This window comes from Sphingobacterium thalpophilum, assembly GCF_038396785.1.
Lineage (GTDB): Bacteria > Bacteroidota > Bacteroidia > Sphingobacteriales > Sphingobacteriaceae > Sphingobacterium > Sphingobacterium thalpophilum_A.
The window spans coordinates 5196872-5213355 of sequence record NZ_CP151087.1 but is presented as its reverse complement, the minus strand read 5'-3'; the positions used below and the strand labels follow the sequence as shown (position 1 = coordinate 5213355).

General features: G+C 43.2%; 17 protein-coding genes. 3 read left to right on the top strand and 14 right to left on the bottom strand.

The window, feature by feature from the left end; all coding sequences use genetic code 11:
* Positions 1-5: 5 nt before the first annotated feature.
* From AACH28_RS23100 to AACH28_RS23040, 13 genes are all read right to left on the bottom strand, one after another.
* Positions 6-3287: a TonB-dependent receptor gene (locus tag AACH28_RS23100; protein WP_341831639.1), complete on the bottom strand. Its 3282-nt coding sequence runs from the start codon at positions 3285-3287 to the stop codon at positions 6-8.
* A gap of 369 nt (positions 3288-3656) precedes the next feature.
* Positions 3657-4829: a FecR domain-containing protein gene (locus AACH28_RS23095; RefSeq protein WP_341831638.1), complete on the bottom strand. Its 1173-nt coding sequence runs from the start codon at positions 4827-4829 to the stop codon at positions 3657-3659.
* A 104-nt stretch (positions 4830-4933) separates the two neighbouring features.
* Positions 4934-5539, bottom strand: coding sequence for an RNA polymerase sigma factor (locus AACH28_RS23090; RefSeq protein WP_159333192.1), 606 nt, complete (start codon positions 5537-5539; stop codon positions 4934-4936).
* 398 nt (positions 5540-5937) lie between these two features.
* Positions 5938-6384, bottom strand: coding sequence for a hypothetical protein (locus AACH28_RS23085; RefSeq protein WP_159333193.1), 447 nt, complete (start codon positions 6382-6384; stop codon positions 5938-5940).
* Between the two features lie 11 nt (positions 6385-6395).
* Entirely contained in the window at positions 6396-7010 is a 615-nt protein-coding gene (locus AACH28_RS23080; RefSeq protein WP_341831637.1) for a CHAP domain-containing protein, read from the bottom strand.
* Positions 6929-7315, bottom strand: a complete 387-nt coding sequence (locus tag AACH28_RS23075; RefSeq protein WP_159333194.1) for a hypothetical protein — start codon at positions 7313-7315, stop codon at positions 6929-6931. The genes AACH28_RS23080 and AACH28_RS23075 overlap by 82 nt, the downstream gene beginning before the upstream one ends.
* Before the next feature lie 17 nt (positions 7316-7332).
* Positions 7333-7881 carry a DUF6266 family protein gene (locus AACH28_RS23070; protein ID WP_070568210.1) on the bottom strand — a complete coding sequence of 183 codons (549 nt, stop codon included), beginning with the start codon at positions 7879-7881 and terminating at the stop codon, positions 7333-7335.
* 57 nt (positions 7882-7938) lie between these two features.
* A complete protein-coding gene (locus AACH28_RS23065) occupies positions 7939-8583 on the bottom strand; it encodes a DUF6266 family protein (protein ID WP_070568213.1) in 645 nt (214 codons plus the stop codon).
* A gap of 446 nt (positions 8584-9029) precedes the next feature.
* Positions 9030-9335, bottom strand: coding sequence for a hypothetical protein (locus AACH28_RS23060; protein WP_157698533.1), 306 nt, complete (start codon positions 9333-9335; stop codon positions 9030-9032).
* A gap of 16 nt (positions 9336-9351) precedes the next feature.
* Positions 9352-10203, bottom strand: coding sequence for a LytTR family DNA-binding domain-containing protein (locus AACH28_RS23055; protein ID WP_070568219.1), 852 nt, complete (start codon positions 10201-10203; stop codon positions 9352-9354).
* 1 nt (position 10204) lies between these two features.
* Positions 10205-11236: a hypothetical protein gene (locus AACH28_RS23050; RefSeq protein ID WP_341831636.1), complete on the bottom strand. Its 1032-nt coding sequence runs from the start codon at positions 11234-11236 to the stop codon at positions 10205-10207.
* Positions 11237-11348: 112 nt separating this feature from the next.
* A complete protein-coding gene (locus AACH28_RS23045) occupies positions 11349-12332 on the bottom strand; it encodes a hypothetical protein (protein ID WP_341831635.1) in 984 nt (327 codons plus the stop codon).
* A 65-nt stretch (positions 12333-12397) separates the two neighbouring features.
* Positions 12398-12523 (bottom strand): hypothetical protein, encoded by a 126-nt coding sequence (locus AACH28_RS23040; protein WP_262507962.1) that lies wholly within the window; start codon positions 12521-12523, stop codon positions 12398-12400.
* Positions 12524-12862: 339 nt separating this feature from the next.
* Between AACH28_RS23040 and AACH28_RS23035 the strand changes: the two genes are divergently transcribed.
* The 3 genes from AACH28_RS23035 (at position 12863) to AACH28_RS23025 (ending at position 15072) form a co-directional block, all read left to right on the top strand.
* Entirely contained in the window at positions 12863-13885 is a 1023-nt protein-coding gene (locus AACH28_RS23035; RefSeq protein ID WP_341831634.1) for an AraC family transcriptional regulator, read from the top strand.
* 108 nt (positions 13886-13993) lie between these two features.
* Entirely contained in the window at positions 13994-14566 is a 573-nt protein-coding gene (locus AACH28_RS23030; RefSeq protein WP_341831633.1) for a MauE/DoxX family redox-associated membrane protein, read from the top strand.
* A 170-nt stretch (positions 14567-14736) separates the two neighbouring features.
* Positions 14737-15072 (top strand): hypothetical protein, encoded by a 336-nt coding sequence (locus AACH28_RS23025; protein WP_286841901.1) that lies wholly within the window; start codon positions 14737-14739, stop codon positions 15070-15072.
* A gap of 44 nt (positions 15073-15116) precedes the next feature.
* Here the strand turns inward: AACH28_RS23025 and AACH28_RS23020 are convergent, their stop codons facing one another.
* Positions 15117-16478 carry a RagB/SusD family nutrient uptake outer membrane protein gene (locus AACH28_RS23020; RefSeq protein ID WP_341831632.1) on the bottom strand — a complete coding sequence of 454 codons (1362 nt, stop codon included), beginning with the start codon at positions 16476-16478 and terminating at the stop codon, positions 15117-15119.
* Between the last annotated feature and the right edge of the window lie 6 nt (positions 16479-16484).

Below are 16484 nucleotides of genomic sequence, written 5' to 3'. Positions count from 1 at the left end.
AAAGGTTAGAATTGAATATTTAATCCACCGCCATAGTATTTCAACGTCGGATAATTGCGGGCACTATTTGCCGAACCACCCATGTTAGAATCAAATTCGGAGGATTCGGGATCTATCCAGGAGTTTTTGCTCAAAGTCAGCAGGTTTTGGGCATTGATGAAAAAGCGAACACGCTGCAATCCCAATTTCGACACGACTTCTTTGGGTAACGAATAACCTACCTGTATATTTTTCAATCGAGCATATTTCCCATTGAAAAGATAGAGATCAGAATCTTTCCCAAAGTTGTTGGTCGATGCTGTTGATCCATTTGCAGTCAGTCGGGGCCAGCGTCCATCAATATTGGTCGGCGTCCAGTAATCGAGTTGATGCTGATAAATGGTATAGGAATAATTCTGATGAAAGGGTTCGATCAATTCTCCCCGGATCATCATATCGCGCTTGCCTACCCCTTGCCAGAACATACTAAAATCAAAATCTTTATAATTCAGGTTATAGGTAAGACCAAATGTAAACCGGGGGAATCCATTGCCCAACACAAAGCGGTCGCGTGCATCGATAATTCCATCGTTATTGCGGTCGACATACTTTACATCGCCGGGGCGCAGATCTGCTGCCGTAATACCGCTCGGCAAGGCCGAAGTTTCAATATCCGATATATTTTGAAAGAATCTGGCCATCTTGTACCCATAATAGGAATTATAGGGTAGCCCAACACGCGTTAATTTAGTAATGTTATCGACTGTCGAAATACGGTCATCGCCGGGCATCGCAATAATCTTATTGTGACTATCGCCCATATTCGCATTGATCGTATGGTGGAAATCGCCTGTTGTAGCCCGGTAGCTAAGGTTGATTTCCCAGCCCTCATTGTTCATTTCACCTAAATTCTGATTTTTTAGGGAGGTTCCGAATGTGGAAGGTATTTGAGGCGACATCAAGATATCAACTGTACGCTTTTTAAAATAATCGAAACTGGCCGTTAATTTATCATGAAAGAAGGTGGCGTCCAACCCAACATTGAAATTATAGGTTTTCTCCCAGCGTAGATCCAGGCTGGCATAATTAAATCCCGCAGCAGAAACAGGTTTGTTGTTAAATCCATAACTGTTCTGATAGGATTCATAGGTAAAATAATACGCATAGTCGTCTACGGCCTGATTGCCAAGAACACCATAGGTAGATCTGATTTTTAGGCTACCGACATGTTGTTTATACCAATTCATAAATACTTCGTCGGATGCCCGCCATCCGAGGGATCCCGAAGGAAAGAAGCCCCAGCGATTAGCTTTCGAGAACTTAGAAGATCCATCGTAGCGAAAGCTAAATTCGGCAAAATACTTACTTGCAAAGTCGTATCCGGCACGACCGAAGATCGAATTGATACTATTTTGCAGTGTCCCATTTGGTGTCACACGGGCACTCACGGGATCGATAACTGTCCCTGTCGTAGGTGTGCCGAGGACAGGATCAGTAAATTTCATTTTCAGTTCGTTTTGTCGGCGTGTATAGGATTCGTTGGATGCTCCAAACAGACCTGATACATGATGGCTGCCAAAATTTCGGTCATAATCCAGAAGGAGTTGAAAGTTTAACAACGAGGCTTTTTCGTTAAAATCTTCGGTATTGCGGTCTGAATTGACGTAGACCTGAGGTTGCGTGGCATCTGGACTGGAATATAATGGCACCTGGATTCTACGGATAGAACGGTGATCGGCATAGATGTCCGCTCCGAAGATACCACGCAGTTTTAAACCTTCGAACAGTTTTGCTTCGAGATTCAGGTTGATATTAAAATAGTCGTTATCATTTTTAATATAGCCGCCTTCATTCAGTTCGGCCAGAGGATTTTGATCTGTAAGTGCATTGTTGACAAGATATTTTCCATTATCAGCCTGCATGCGATAGTAGTAATAAGGCGGAAGTCTGGAAGCATTGATAATGGCACTTCCGGCCGTGTTGCTCATGTTGTTGTTGCGGGTATAGGCTAAGATTGAGGTCAATTTAAAACGTCCGATCTCTGTACTGAGGTTGCTCCGCAAATTGTACCGCTTAATGCCAAAGTCCTGTCCGACAAAGTTGCTGGGCTGATTGTAAAAGCCGCCGGAAAATAAATAGGAACTTTTATCTCCACCCCCGGCCACACTGATATTATATTTTTGCTGGAAAGAGTTTTTCATGATTTCCGGCAAGTTCCACCGCTCGATATCCTGATGGGCATATAAGTCTGCAATAGCCTCTGGTGAAAACTGCGGATCCATTCCTGAGTTGGTCAGTGCAAGATTACGAAGGGTCGCATTTTCATATCCTGCAACAGGTGAAAATAAAATCTTAGGTTCTTGCACGCCCCACTGGGTGCCGACAGTCACCGCAGGCCGCTGATTTTGGCGTCCTCTTTTGGTGGTTACCAAAATAACGCCATTTGCAGACCTCGAACCGTATATAGCCGTAGAACCGGCGTCTTTCAATACCGACACCGTTTCGATGTCATCCGGATTGATCTTATTGAGTGTTCCGCCTTCTGTAATAATTCCATCGATCACCACCAGCGGCGCATTACTGTTTATGGTAGATATTCCACGAATATTGATATTCATCGAATTATCATTGGGGTCCATGCTTTTCTGTTGGATGGTCAAACTGGGTGAGGCTCCTTGAAGGGCTTGCGTTACATTGCCTACAGGTCGGTTTTCGAAAGTCTTCGCACTGATCTGGTCAACGGCCCCAACAACACGCTGACGTGTCGTGGTACCATAGCCGATTACGATAACTTCTTCGAGCTGACTGTTGCTATTTTTCATGATCACATTGAGCTGCCCCGATCCATCGGTCCGCAGGGAAGACAGTTCTCCGCTCAATGCATCATAACCAACAGAGGAGAATACCAAGGTTGCTTTGGGTGAAAGATTTGTGAGGGTAAATAGACCATCACTATTGGTGGTAGTACCTATAGATTCATTTCCTTTGACCCGCACAGAGACATTTGCGAGCGGTTCGCCACGTTCATTGGTCACACGTCCTTTTACGGGGACTTGATTTGGGGTAATCGTAAACTCCATCGGTACGGACGTTATGGAAGCTTTTGGCTTATCATAAATGACCACAGTCTTATTATCCAACTGGTAGGACAAGGGCTGATCTTTAAAGATCTGGTCTAATACATCCGACAATTGACGGTCCCTAACTTTTATGTCAACAGGCTTCGCGTTTACCATCTGCCGTTCAGTGTACAGAAAATTGTATCCCGTCTGAGATTTGAGTTCCCTAAATATTTTCTTAAGGCTCATGTTGGAGTATTCTAATGTTACCTTTTGTGCAAAGGTGGTAGCGCTAACCTGCATAAAAGTAACTAAGATAATTATGGTTGTCAATCGCATAATAAGCCATAGTTTACGGAATAGCAGATACGCTATCTCCTTTTTTCTGATATAATTTTGATACATTTGTAAGGTTTATTTGCAGTGTATTCGAGTCGTCCAAAACAGAAACATACTGCAGATTGGATAGTTAAAATTTAATTGTCCCAAACGGCAACCGAGCTCCTTCAGGATCTTGGTTGCTTTTTTATACCCCCCTTCGTGGCTATTCGTTTTGTCGTTTTTTGTTCATCGGTTCGTTTATTTAGGTTATTGTGTCATTAATTATTTAGCGGATTATTACGGCAGTACATGTATTTTTTTTCCGTCGATTCTGAAATGAACGGCACCCGTTTTTTCGAGCAGGCTTAAGACTTTTTGAACATCATCAAAACGCGATATTCCGCCACCAAATTTCTCGGTCGTTTTTTTACCTTGATAGATGACCTCCACATTATACCAGCGTGCCACCTTGCGCATGACACTTTCGATATCATCTCGCTCGAACATAAATTCGTTGTTTGTCCAGGCAATAACCGGCGCAGTATCTATTGGACGGGATTTTAGCACCCCATGAGCTGTAAGGCTCGACTGCTGACCCGGTGCTAATAACAATTTTTGACTGTGGGAACTGACCTGTACACGACCTTCCAGTAGGGTGGTCTGTACCGCCGATTCGTCGGCATAACTATTTACATTGAAATGGGTACCGAGCACTTCGACCTGCTGATCTGCTGCCTGCACAATAAAGGGGTGTTTGGAATCCTTCGCTACTTCAAAATAAGCTTCACCGGTCAGTGTGACAGTTCTGTTTTTTTGATTTGCAAAACGAACCGGATAGCTGAGCGAAGAAGCCGCATTGAGCCATACTTGTGTACCGTCAGGTAGCTTAATCCGATAGGTTTCTCCTTTGGTTGTCGATAAGGTATTTTGCTCGATTTCGCCCTGCGAATTATCGCTGACTTCGTAAATCAATTGGCCATCTGTTGTTTTAGAGATTCTTATACCCGATTCTTCCGCAATCCGACCGTTTTGTGTTTCATGTAGATGAATCTGCTTGCCGTTGGCCAGCGTTAAGGTCGCCGATTGTTTTCCGGGTGATATCACATGTTGTGCAGCTTGCGGAGATACGTTTTTAGTTTCAATGGTAAGAAACCAGCGACCAATAAATAATAGTCCGATAACAGCAGCTGCGCTTGCGCCAATACGTTTCCAAGTCCATAGCGATTTTGTTTTTGGTTTATTGATCTGGAGATGCAATTGGTCCCAGGTATTATCCAGTACGGCCAATAAAGTTGGATCGTCCAACAGATGTTGATCGGCGGGATCGTCCAAAACCTCCTGGATGAGTTCTTGAAGTAATATTTTATCCCTGCCTGATTTTACATAGGACAAAAACGCACGGGAATTTTCTTCGCTAAGTTTTCCCTGTATATATCGCCTTAACGTATATCGAAGTGTTTTCTTTTCCACAATTGGTTATCCTCTTTTCAGCTAATACACTTCAGCGGTAAACGTCATCTGCTCTACCTGCAAATTTATTTTACTTTTTTTCTGTGCAATGAAAATTAGATGCGTTAATGCTGTTGGAGAAGTATAAAAGAAATAATGAGCAATGTGGATTTATCCAGGATCCCATGCTTCTCTTTGATATATTTTGTAGCTTTTACGATGTGGTCGTTGATGGTGGATGTCGATATACTCAATAAGTCGCTTACTTCGGCGTAGGTTTTGCCCTCAATTTTACAAAGTTTGTAGATCAATTTGCGTTGTGGCGGCAGCTGGTCAATGGTCTGAGACAACCATTCTTCATATTGCTTTTCATAGAGTTCTTCTTCGACGTGACTGTATAAGGCTGTATTGTGAAGGCTAAGATATGCCTGAACTTGTTTTTCGAGGTTATTTCGCCGGATAAAATTATAGACAGTATATTTGGCGATCTGGAATAGATAAGATCGAAAAGACTGCTCGGGATCAATCAACTCCCGTTTATCCCATACTTTAATAAATACTTCTTGTAATAGTTCGACTGCGTCTTCTTCGGACTTGACCATCTTACGGATGTTGAGATAAATACGCCCGCTATACCTACTGTAGACCTGCCGAAAAGCACGCTGGCAGCCAGAACGCAGGGAGATCAAGACAGACTTCTCTTCAGTATCGTCGTATTTTTGTGCGTACATTGTCACGTTTTACCCTTTCATTACTAGCAAAGATTGCTATTTGTTTATAATATCCGGTTATTGATCTCCAATCTTAACATTTGCTTACAAGCTAATAAGCGTCACAAAAAACAATTACATGATGCAGGAATATTTTATAAGTTGGTCTTTCACGCACTGTGTCTAGTAATTTGTGGATTACTCCCTTAATCTGGTTACGAACAAATATAATAAAACTAAAACGGTTTTGCTTTTTTTAATAAAAATTTAAAACGATTAACAAATTTTGATTTTTCTCAAACATGCATAGCAGGAATTCATCCGGCACATAAAAAGGAGACTACGATTTTACTTCGTGTCTCCTTCATAGCCCAACAGTACCTGTCGAAGCTTTTCTTCAGACCTCCTTCCCACGCTTACTAGGGCAATAGGTGAGATCGGCCCCATCGCCAAAGAAGAAACAGGAGCAAGGCGAAGCCCATGATCCAAACCTGCTGGGCAGAGCGCATTTGGATGCCGCTTTTTTCATGGCTGACCTGCTTTTGTTTTTCCTGTTGCCTTTTTTCAGCCAGCTCCAGTACCTGTTTACTGACTCTTTTGGCTGACTCATGCAATACTAAACCTCCCGACCGGGCAGACAGACCACTATCGGGATAGAAACGAAAAGCACTGTCCGTCCAAAAGTACCAAAGGCGGGAAAGCGTATCCTGATGGTCAGAATATAACGTTCGGAGCTGCTCGGTATACTGCCGGTGCGCATCCGTTTCTTGTTGTTTCTGATATTTTTTACTTTCGTAGACCTTGCAGGAGCCCAGCAAGAATAAGAGTCCCCCATAAAATATCATCTGGCATAGCCTTGTGTTCATCCTTCCTCCTTTCAGTCCAGCCAATTTGAAAACGCATAAATAGTAGTCAAGGGACGCCGCTTGCACAATACACGATTATCCACATTTCCTTCCACAGTCAGGATCCAATTACCCTCCTTTTTGCGCACAATCCCTACATGATTGATACGCTGGAGACTGGAGCTATAGATCGCAAAGAGATCTGCCTGTTGGATGCTACCCTGCGCGATCTGCGCAGCCGTACAGCGGCGCGTCATTGGAAAAAGTGCCGGGCTCCAGGCATTGCGTGGTGCTGCAAGTCCCGCTCGACCATAACACCAGGATACAAAAGCCGCACACCAGGCGTATCCTTTTCCAAGGCCCACGTAGCGAAGATAGGCTTCAACCTGCACACCATCGTTGTTGCCTGTGGCTTCCTGTACGCCAATCTCCTGTAAAGCGGTATCAACAATGCGTTGACGTATACTCCATGCGGCGTGATAATCCGCTGCTAGGCCATCAACATACGCTGCAACAGGACTACTGCGTTGGAGCTCAGCATAATTTCCCGACAATTTCCGCTCCATTACAGCAGCATTGCGAGCACGGCCAGGAAAGAGAATAGCGATAGAAAGAATACCGAAAAATAGATAATGCATTGTTGCCATGAGGTCAATTGATTAAAGTGAAGACTAAATTCCTGACGGAAAAACTTAAAAGGCTGCCAAAGCATTTCCTGAAGCCAAAAGCAGCAATAAATAGCCGCTAGACCAGCAAGTATACCAAAGAGCAGCACGGAGAGGGTACCAAGATCCAATACCCCAGCTGTCGGATCGATTGCTTGTAGCAAGAATCCCGATAAAATAAAAAATAAAAGAAGACAGGCCAGTACGATGCCAAGCAGCTGCCTTCCCGTTAAAGGCCAATAGATATCTTCGATATCGGAGACCATTTGTTTTTGTACATATTCCATTTTACTTTTTTAAAAAATTATTTAATCAGATAAGTCCCTAGATACTGGCTCCGTGCATACTTTATACCATCTCTTTCGCAGCAGACAATATAAAGCAAGAGCTCTTTTCCGAGCAGTGAAGGAGGGATATCCAAGGCGACCTGTTTCTCGCTGCGCAAGGCTAGGCGCTGACTTCGTATCGCCACACCTTCTTTCACCTGATATGCGATCAGTTTGACATGATCATCCCAGGCACAAAAGGAGGAAAAACTATCGTAACTGACCAGTATCCGCCCAGTTTCCTCGACTATATCTGAGACCAACACCCCAGGCAACGTACCGTCGCTGAGCCATACTTTTTCGGGATCCACAAAAGGCCCCTCTTCCTCTTCAGCAATGGCCATGTTAAGCACATGTGAAAGGGCGAGGTTAAAGGGATATACGAGTCTTTTTTTTCGTTTGGCTAGAAATTTATATCCATCAGCCAGAATCGATTTCAGCGGTGACAAAAAACTCATTGCCAGCGCAAAACGTTTCTGCTGGTCAAGTTGGGCAGCAGACCGTTTCTTATTTGATTTTTTCTTCATAATAGAAAAAAATAGAGGGGAATATCATCCATAGCGGACGATATTCCCTATGAATAACTAAATGAGCTGTATCAGCCCCAAATAACTACTTTTGGATACGCGCTTTTTCTTGCGGTCGGCCATAAAGATCCACAGATGCGCCGAGCCACCGAGCAAATGTGCAGGCACTACAAAAGTCGTGGTACCTACCTGGCGGGTTGGCACGATAGAGGGTGCCAAAAACTCATCCTGTTCGGGATGATACCCGATGATGTACACACCGTCATCGTCTGCTGAGCCGTAGATGTCATTGTTGTTCGAATCCCAGGTGACCGTCATCTCTTCATCGGCGAAAGACGCACCTTGGGGCGGCCCCAGAAAAAAAGCTCCGTCGGCAATTCGGATTTTACTATAGTCCAGTGTAAAACCCGGATAAGTACCCTGGATAGCCAAAGGCAGATTAAACTGAAACGCAGCATTGAGGGGTGTCTGCCGATCGGCTTTTTTCTGTCCGAATCCGACCTGCAGGTACGAATTGATGGGCATTAAAAAACGCATCAGCAATTTGAACTTTGCCTGCGTGATCAGCTGCTCCTGACTAGCCGGTTTATTACTCTTTTTATAAAGCCCTTTGAGGTAGTTGATACTCTTCCAGCTGGAGCCTATCACGGAGCCGGTCTTACCGCTTATACCTCCGTTTATTCCATTTACTATTGTTCCCATTTTTCTGTTTTTTAAAAATTAAACCCTTGTCAGTGGCTAAGACATACCGGTATTTAAGCCTGACACCACAAACGTAAAAACTTAAAAAACAAAAACATACAGCAACAAAAAGACTGACAGAACATTGGCAGGAGCAGTTCGGTAATTAGGCAGGGAGCTGGCAGGACAGCCCCCATATACCATCCTCTTTATACACTTGCACCCGACCAACACCCAAGCAAGTCCCGGCCCTGCTCGGGCTTTCCAGCAGTTTTCATGCGGTCCGCTTCGAGTCACACCCGAACAGATCCCGATGGCCACCCGAAGAAAACCCAAGGAACGGTCGAACAAAGGTAGGCGAAAGGTTGAAGATGGGAAGGTGTTGGTCAGGTATTGCTCCGAAAGACAAAATAAAAAGGTCCTCCGAAAACGAAAGACCCCAAAAATAATCTCAATCCATCCTGGATTTACAGATTCCAGTAGGCACGTTTAAACCGTTCTACGCTGGTCTGCAAAAACAGGCGTTTGCCATTTTCCTTACGTACCGTTCCGAGCATCCCCTTATGCTGGTATCGGTATAAGGTTCTCTCGCTGATACCGACAAATTCCTGTACGTAAGCCGCATCCCACCAGACCGCAGCGCCTTCATCAGGGATTTCATTCTTGATTTGCATTTTTTGCAATTTGCTGTACAGCATATGGAGGGCAAACAATATAGTAGCATCATTCCCTTTATGTGTATTTTTTCGTGTTTTATTCAAAATTATCTTCATAAAATCAGTATTAACATTACATCCTTTGACTCGTGTTCGTCATCTCTTTTCCCTCTCTGACGATACCATGTATCTGAAACTTACCACTAATGGAATTTTGCTCAATCCACTGGTCAAAATATTGGTATTTTCCCTTTTCGCCGCGGTTTATTTCTATATCAGGAAGGAATACATGATGGGCAGTCACCCCCAGCACGTGCTTGAGAGAAACCGCAACACTTCGGTGTACCTGTGCAAAACTCGCCTTGGGTAACAGGGCGAGCATATTACCGAACGATTCGTTGACTTCAACGAAAGTTTTATCATTCATCCATATTCTGGTCTGATTATTTTTTGCTTCAATATAACAGATCTCATCATAGTTTAGCCTCTTTTTTACAGCCCCCCGTTCCCCATAGAAAAAGCACTTATTATCATCATTCAAGTTATTTAAACCATAATGCTGAATTCTCTTTTTTGCTCTGTCCATAGCTTTATAAAAACGTTCCTGTTCGAAGGGCTTGAGAAAATAATCGGTTACCTCGTAGTGAAACATTTTGTCGCCTACTTCTCTATTCGTACTGCAAACAATCACCTGAAGATTTGCAATACCCGTGTTGCCCCGCTTGAGACTTTCCAGCTGCCCCAAAATATCCAGTCCCCCAACGATGGGCATCTCAATATCAAGAAATAGAATATCCAGTTTTAAGCGACGCAAGGCCACTAAGGCTTCCTTGGGATTGGTCGTCGCATACACACATTCGACACCATCTGTCAAGTCTACGTATCTTTTAAGATCATCTACAACATCAGGATCATCATCCACAATACCCACACAGATTTTTTGGAGCCGTCCCTCCTGCTTTAATATTTTTTTTATTGTATCCATGTTAAAAATTTATATCCAAGTTCAAGTAAAATATGCCGTCAGCCATTTGTTTTATCAAGGAAAATGCTTCGCCGTATTCCAGACGGAGCAATTTTGTCAATTGTTCTAAACCAGTGCCTCCTTCTTCAAATATCCAGGCAGACTGTGATGAAACCTTATTGGTACAACTTATTGATACCCTCTCCATATCACTAAACACATAAATAATACTTTCAAAAGAGCTGTCGCTATAATCGCCGTGTTTGACCATATTTTTATACAGGCTCAATAGCATCATGGGAATAATCGGATGGTTCCAGTCCTGAATATCCGACTGCAGATGAATGTGATGCTCACCATACAGGCGCATCAGCTGCTTCAGATAAAAGAGCTCATCTTCCAATTTTCCCGATATATGCTGTCTAAAGTTCATCGTTCGCATAGCATAGGCTTCCAGACCAAAGAACAGTTCTATTCGGGTCAGAACTGCAGGTCGCTTTCGTACCAGACGGGTAAAGCTCTGTGTCAGATTGCCCATGAAATGAACGGCCCAGTTACGAAAAAGCCTTGCTTTCAGACTTTCTAGAGAATGTATTCTTTTCCATCCCAAATGCCTGAAAAGACCTGCACTGAGATTGTAAATGATCTCAATAGCCAGAATTAAAATGCCTTTGAGCACAAAAGTCACATAGAAAGTAAATACGTCGATTCCAAAGTCTACCGCTCTGAACAATTTGGGGTTTTTGAGTACTTTCCGGCTAAGCTCTGTCGGAAATTGATATAGCAGCAGAAAAACTGCCAGGGCTGTCAGCAAAAAATAACCGATCATGATGCCCATCCGTTGCAAGGTAAAACGCCTAAATAGCGCACGTCGCAACCAAGCTCGATTGGTATAGCTAATGCCCAACATAAAGGGAATCATTAGTATGATAACACATACATGCCACCAGCCGAATTTATAGATATTAACTAGGCTAATCCAGGCAAAATAGCCACCCCAAAAAATAAAGTGAAATCGCGCTGATAATGGTTTAAGAATACTGTCCTTGATCATAATTGGTTTAGGTAATAAGAAAAAACAAATCCTTATTTTAATAAATAAATTATTTGAAGAGACAATTTATCAATTAAAGAAGATTTATACAACCTCAGTCAAAAAAACACGTTTAAACATTCAACCATATCTTTCTAAATTTTTGACAGGCTATTTCAAATTCCTTGGTTCCAATAACCACCGAACGACCAGTCGCCAGATCAAAGAGCATTCTTTTTTCCTGCACAACAAACGGTAGCCAAAGGTGTTGTAAAGGCATCTGCTCCTGCTTTATCAGCAGCTCATGATCAAAGACTGCCGGCAGGCATTCCCATTGGATCAATTCTTCGGCAGCAAGCTCCCCCACAAGATCAAGGATATACTGCGTTGCAGGTTGGTAGTCGGACCTATTGTTCACATATCGTCCTTCCTCTCCAAACCGAAGGGTAATTTGCCCATCTACCATTGTCATGATGGCAGCTCTGATTGGTACCTTAGTCCAAAAGCTTAACGCAGCGATCCCCTCACGTAAAAGCAGCTCCGATTTATGCAGTCTGACCGGTACCCATCCCTTTGAGGCCTGACCAGCACTAAGCTGCCCATCGATAAAGAAAATCAGGTGGTAGTTTTTCCGAAGCACTTCCCTGAGCTTTAAGAGCGGATTGCCCTGATCAGCACGAATGAAGATTAATTCATTCTCGGTCGCTTCCCGGCCAAAGGAGAGCCGGAACTGCTTCCTGTAAATCTGTCCCTGCGCTTCAAAGACATCGGAACGCAATAATATGGCCAGCTTATGCCCCAGCAGCATCAATGCCCTTGCGATCAGGCCATATGGACCAATATGTAAGCAGGCCCAGATGCGAGGCCCCGGATCGTTCCCAGGCCAGGCTTTGATCAGCTGCGCTAATAAATTGTCATCTACCTGATAATGCTGCTGATTGGACCATTCCTGATGTATCCGCAGGGAACGGATAAGCCCCCCTGCATCCCGAATCAATTGCCAATGGTATAAGAGGGCTACAGCTTTGAGCGATCTGTACCAGCTGTGGCTATTCAGGGCTAATGTATCTGTCATTAAATCGGAGTTATGCCCCATATTTTGAGGTATATTGTTCATACTTGTTCGACTAATTGGTTATCAAAAAAGGGTGTCCGGATCACCCATCAGTTTACTATTTGTGCTTAGAAGTAGTAGATATCACATTTTTCCTCCTCAGCATCGCCCAAGAGCTCTGCTGTTTCCGCATTGGAAAAGGTACAAAGTGCCTGGTTAGCCAAAAGCTGCAATTCTATAAAAAGCTGTTCCATATTGATTTCATCTTTTTTGTATCCGTCCAGCACCAAACTTGCCCAGTTTGGTCACTTTGCTTTCGGGCCAGGAAAGCGAGGTGATCACGGTGGCGAATTTGGCAGAAATGCAAGACATCAGCTTCATTTTTGGGTACATCGGTTGTGGATCAGGGTGAATCGCTAATTTTTTAGCCCGTTAAAATTCACCCTACTTCTAGACCTGTTCGCCATCTCCCCAGACCTATGCACACTTTTTTTTGATAACCTCGCTCCGTTTTATTAGAATACATTTTTCGACAGATTAAAATCAATAAATCAAGTAGTTAAACCAGCCATTATTAGCTAAAGTTGATCTTTATGGAAAGAAGTTATGACTTTGTCCTGCCACAGGAATATGAGCCTGTTACCTCTCCGATACAGCGTCTGACTTATCCTATTCGCAATGCCCAGGTACAGCATTGGCAATCGGTACATAACTGCATCTGCGAGCAGACTTTTGATGGCCGCTATGGCTATCTCTATTATTATGAATTTTGGATGGAACATGAAGAAACCATCCCAATCTATACCTCAATGGGCGACCTACATCTTACCTACCCTTTGCTAAGTGACTCCCCCTTAAGGCAAAGCCATTACACACAGGATTTTGCTATTGAATTTGCCAAAGGGCGGGGTGCTTATCTTTATCTTGCCAAAGGCGAATACCGATTAACCATTCCAAAAGGTCGTCACATCCTGGTGGGCTTTATTTTGGATGCCGGACTTTTTCGGCCGCCTGCCAACCGGCACTTCCGTTTTTTGGAGCATCTGGTACAGGCCAAGAAGAATCAGTCACCGCAGTCGGACAAGAGTGTTACCTTCCGTGTGGGCGATGTCACCAAGCAGCAGCTACAATTGCTTTTCAGCAAGATCAACCCCAATATCCTCGACAATGAGCATATGCTCTTAAAGCAGCTGATCTTTCTGATCCAGCTGAGCCGTTTTAAGATACAAGACGATGGCAAGGAAGAACTGATTGAGCAGGCGCGGAATTTACTGCAGATAATGATTTTGCACCAGGGGGCGCAGGTTCGGTTATCTGATATAGCTGGAGTACTGAGGAAGTCCAGAGATTATATCAACGAAGAACATAAAAAAAAGTATAAGTGCACATTTCATGATTATCGGAATCAGCTGCTATTGCATCATATTGCTTCCACTATCGTGGGCAATGAGAAATTGGCTACTACGGCCGAAGAGTGTGGATTTAGCAGTGTTATTGAACTCAACAAATTTATCAAAAACCAGACAGGACTTACTCCGGGATCTTTTAAGCAACAGCAGGAAAATGCTAGCAATGCCCCCTTATCTGCCCGAGGTGCTCAAGAACCGCCTTCCTAACCAATCCTGTTTTCTGCCAATCGATCGCTTGTTTTCTGCTTAACGCTCGCCCTTTTATCGCTGTAATTTAGCATTGTAAAACTTAGTAAGCGATCAACAAAAACGGCAATGGAACAAAACGGAAAATATATACAGTATGATGGGGCTGCAGCAGCGAATACAGTTCAAAACGTGAGGTCACGTAGCTGGTTAGGGCGCAAATTCACTGGGGTGGTTTCGTACATCAGGAAGCATCCCCAGGAGTTTGTCTTGCAGGTATTGACTTTTGCTTTGCTCTGCCTCTGGATCTATGTCGGATCGAAAAAAGTATTCACCTACACCGAATTTCGCGCATCCATGATCAGACAGCCTTTTGCCGATCAATATGGCATTGTACTGTCGTATATCCTGCCAGCCGTGGAATTAGCCACAGGCATCCTCTTTATTTTTGAAGGGACAAAAAGATTGGGATTTTGGGCAACGCTTATACTGATGTTTGTTTTTTCAGGCTATGTGATTCTTGCCCTACGCGATACTTGGGGCAGTATCCCCTGTGATTGTATACTCGAGTTTCCGATCAGCTGGAAAGCCCATCTTTGGGTCAACTGCCTGATCACAATTGCATGTACTATAGGCCTACTGCTTGATAGCAAGATAAGGATTTCGCATCAGAGGAAATTGATGACGAGGTTAGGTTCATAAAAAAATTAGCAATAGCTGTTACAGCGGAAGCTGAACCCTAGGCTGGTTCGGCGGAAGGGTACGTCTGCCAAAAGACATAGGGCTTCTCGCCCTTGATAAGCTTCACTTGCCGATCAAAAAGAGAACAACTAATACAATTTTTAAACACTAAACATCGATATGCTATGCATATGAGAAAATTCAAAATTAATGTAATGGCCTTAGTAGCTTTGGCCGTTGCAGGTGTAACTGGGGTTACATTGACCTCAGCAGGATTGAGCAAGAAAAGCTCAACTCCATGGATCGAAGTAACAACTAACTCTTCATCCGATCCCAATCAAGATCAATTGGGCGATGAGATTTCAGATCCGACAACAGGTAGTGGTCCTTGTGTTTTGACAGTTAAACCCCAACGTTGTGCTGTCCAATTCAACAATCCAAACGATCATGATCTTACAGACATGACCGTCGAGGAAGCATTGCAGCAGTCTGGCGTATCTATAGCAAAGAAAGCCTATAGACCCTAATGAAAAACAAAAAAAGGCCTTGCAATACGCAGGGCCTTTTAAGTTTAACGCGGTATCTGTATCACATCTGAATTTAGCAACACACTCTGCGGAATTGGGAAAATATATCGTACATCATTTGGATTAAGGACAAGTTCCTTTCCCTCATAGTTCCTATGTAATACAATTGCCGTTTCCTCCGATAGATTTAATCTCCGAAGATCCATCCACCTAACTCCTCTAAAAAGCAGCTCCTTTTTGCGTTCATTAAGCACAAATTTTAATGCCTCCTGCTGGTTCAATACTGGAATATACACAGTACTTTCTCGCTTAAACCTACTAGTCAGTAGCTTTTTCAAGTATGAAATGCCCTGATTTATCTCCCCTTGTCTGACTAAACATTCGGCCAGTGTGAGGTAAGACTCATCAAGGGATAATCCCGAAAAATCCACGTAATTTCCACCATATGTACCTCTGAACGTTATTTTCTCCGGATCCTCCGATCTAAAAAATAGGATTTTTCTCAGATCATTTTGATCAAAGGAATTATAAAAGACATCCGGAATTTTTGCATGCGTTTCGCTTATCAGTTCGGCATAGTCTGGCATATCATAAAATAATATTTCCGTATTTCCTGATCCATAGGATGGAAATGGAAAATTCAAATTCGGGTCAAGGCTATTGTAATTTAATAAGGTATGATCAGCCTGAATCGTCTTCATGGAATAGGCAGAAGCACTATTGTAATCTTCAAGAACGAGATAAACTCTGGCAAGCAAGGCCTGTACGGCAACTTTATCAGCTCTATAAATCGAAAGTCCTTCCTGTGGCAAAAGCGATTCTGCCTCCAACAGATCTGCTATTATCCTATCATAAGTTTCCTGAACAGTATTTCTTGCATTTTTTTGCTCAGGGTCACTTTCTGTACGCAGCGGAATTCCATAGATAGATCGTTGCTTATCTGCGGGTAATGCAGCAAATTGCATCGCCAAATTAAAAAACATTAAAGATCGTTGAAACAAGCATTCACCTTTAATACGATCATAACGTACTTTATTTGTCTCATTTCTTGCAACTTTTTGCAGTCCTTCCAAAATAATATTACAATACAATATCCGACGATATGCACCGTTCCAGTCTTCGCTTTCTGCGTTTCCAAATATATCAGGTTGCCATAAAAAGGCAGCCCTTTCGAAATCTCTTGACACGAGACCTACGGAGGCATCATGAACTTCGTACTCATCGCCACTAATCATTCCTAATGTATGACTTGAAGACTGGTTCATTGTCATTGAATTGCCTAGCAACCCATCAAAATCATCCAAGGTTGTGGGGACGGTTTGACTTTTGTCCCGTTTTAGATCCAGATAATCCGGATTACATGCCAGCAGAAACATGCTGCATAAAAATAATAGAAATGTTTTCATCTTATT